We start from the raw sequence: 2119 nt of genomic DNA on the forward strand, positions 1-2119 counted from the left end.
GAAACTATCCATGATCAACTAAGTCCAGCCAGCCTGGCCTTATCGCTAAAGAAATACAGCAGTCGATATCATGGTGCAATCGGTATGGCTTGGCTAAATCAAGTGGTTGTTAACCGACAAACAATTGTTAGCACCAAATATAAAATGATCCCCTGCACCAATTGAAAATTGATCCCCTAATAACTATGAATAAGGTTTCAACACTCAATGTTGGAGCTAAAAGTGTTAGGAGAACTAGAGATGTTTGAATTACAGATAATGTATAAGCAAGGTTATTCCCTTAAAGAAATTAGTAGAGTGACGGGACATTCTATAAATACGGTAAGAAAATATGCTCGAGATAAAAAAGAAAGGTGCTATATAAGAAGTCAACTCCGCATAAGCAAGCTTGAGGAATACAAGAGTTATTTAACAAAAAGGATTAGAGAAGCAAGCCCTCATTGGTTACCCGCTACAGTTTTATACGACGAAATAAAGTTACGAGGTTATAAAGGAAGAATATCGCTGTTAAGAAGTTATTTATCCACTCTCAAACCCAAATCAAAACCACGAGAATTTATAAGATTTGAAACAGAGCCTGGTGAGCAAATGCAGGTGGACTTCGCTCATTTTAAATTTGAGAAAAAGATATTTTATGCTTTTGTAGCAACGCTTGGCTATTCAAGAATGATATTTGTTCGATTTGTTGAAAACCAAAAAATAGAAACGCTTATTCAATGTCATGAAGATGCCTTTGACTATTTTGGTGGAGTTCCTAAGCATTGTCTTTATGACAATATGAAAACAATAATTTTGAATCGAAATGCATTTGGCTCAGGTAAGCATAGACTCCATCGTACCTTTTATGATTTCGCGAAACATTGTGGCTTTAATCCTATTGTGTGTAAGCCTTATCATCCACAAACTAAAGGCAAAGTAGAAAGAGCCATCTCCTATTTACGTTATAGCTTTTATCACCCATTTATTGCTGGGAAAGATAAAGTGAGTTTGGATGAGTTAAATATATCTGTATTGAACTGGCTTAACCTAACTGCAAATCAAAGGACTCATGCAACAACTAAAACAATACCGATGGAGCGATGGGTTATAGAAAAAACCTATTTATCTTCTTTGGTTCACAATTACTCGACTAATTATGGTTCTGAACGTTTATCTATAACCACCAACACACTAATAATGAAGCATAACACGGTTTCTTTGCAACATAGTTTATCTATTTATGATGCCCTATTTATTGGAGGAGCCTAATATGAACTTACAACATGAACGCCTTGATCATCTTTGTCAGCAATTAGAGCTGAATGGTATTTTACAAAGTTATTCTAATATTGCTCAAAACTCAGCGAATAATAAGGAAACCTATACTGATTTCTTAGAAAAAGTCTTAGAAGAGGAGTGTTCTATTAGACGGTTTAAAGGAAAACAAATGCTATTAAAAACAGCCGGTTTTCCCTATATTAAAACTTTTGAACAGTTTGATTTATCTTACAATCCTGGAATACCTAAAGCGGCGATTAAAGAATTATTCTCCCTTACCTTTGTTGAAAGAAAAGAGAATATCGTGCTACTTGGACCTTCTGGAGTAGGCAAGACGCACATTGCTATTGCACTTGGCTATGCTGCAACCCAAGCTGGAATTAGAGTACGGTTCGTTAGTGCTGCAGACTTACTATTAAATCTAGAAAGTGCAGCAAAGCAAGATAGATTTAAAGATGCTATGCGGAGAGTTGCAGGGCACTCCAAGCTATTAATTATCGATGAGCTAGGATATTTGCCTATTAATAAGATTCAAGCAAATTATTTATTCCAAATTATTGCAAAGAGATATGAAAATAACTCCATTATCATTAGTAGTAATTTAAACTTTGGGCAATGGGATCAAACATTGGCTGAGGACAAAACACTTACCGCAGCTTTATTAGATAGACTATTGCACCATGCTCACGTGCTACATTTTAAAGGAGGAAGTTATCGACTCAAGGATAAAATGAAAGCTGGCTCAATTTTTACTACAGAAGATAAATAATTTTTAAGGGGGGATCAATTTTATTTTGGTGTTTTTAGAGAAAAGGGATCAAGATTAAATTGGTGTTGACATTTGCTCAATGGAAGACTGTTC

The 2119-nt window shown here is 35.2% G+C and carries 2 protein-coding genes; both read left to right on the forward strand.

Translation table 11 applies throughout. The features are described 5' to 3' along the window. Window positions 1-240 precede the first annotated feature (240 nt). On the forward strand, window positions 241-1248 hold the full coding sequence (istA, locus tag CSW60_RS22915; RefSeq protein WP_161495688.1) for an IS21 family transposase: 1008 nt from the start codon (window positions 241-243) through the stop codon (window positions 1246-1248). A gap of 1 nt (window position 1249) precedes the next feature. Further along, on the forward strand, window positions 1250-2026 hold the full coding sequence (gene istB, locus CSW60_RS22920; protein ID WP_099539395.1) for an IS21-like element helper ATPase IstB: 777 nt from the start codon (window positions 1250-1252) through the stop codon (window positions 2024-2026). Window positions 2027-2119 lie beyond the last annotated feature (93 nt).

It is taken from the genome of Caulobacter sp. X (genome assembly GCF_002742635.1).
Classification (GTDB): domain Bacteria; phylum Pseudomonadota; class Alphaproteobacteria; order Caulobacterales; family Caulobacteraceae; genus Caulobacter.

Coding starts and splice junctions, on each gene's coding strand:
- istA (WP_161495688.1), top strand. CDS start 241: ATGTTTGAATTACAGATAATGTATAAGCAAGGTTATTCCCTTAAAGAA.
- istB (WP_099539395.1), top strand. CDS start 1,250: ATGAACTTACAACATGAACGCCTTGATCATCTTTGTCAGCAATTAGAG.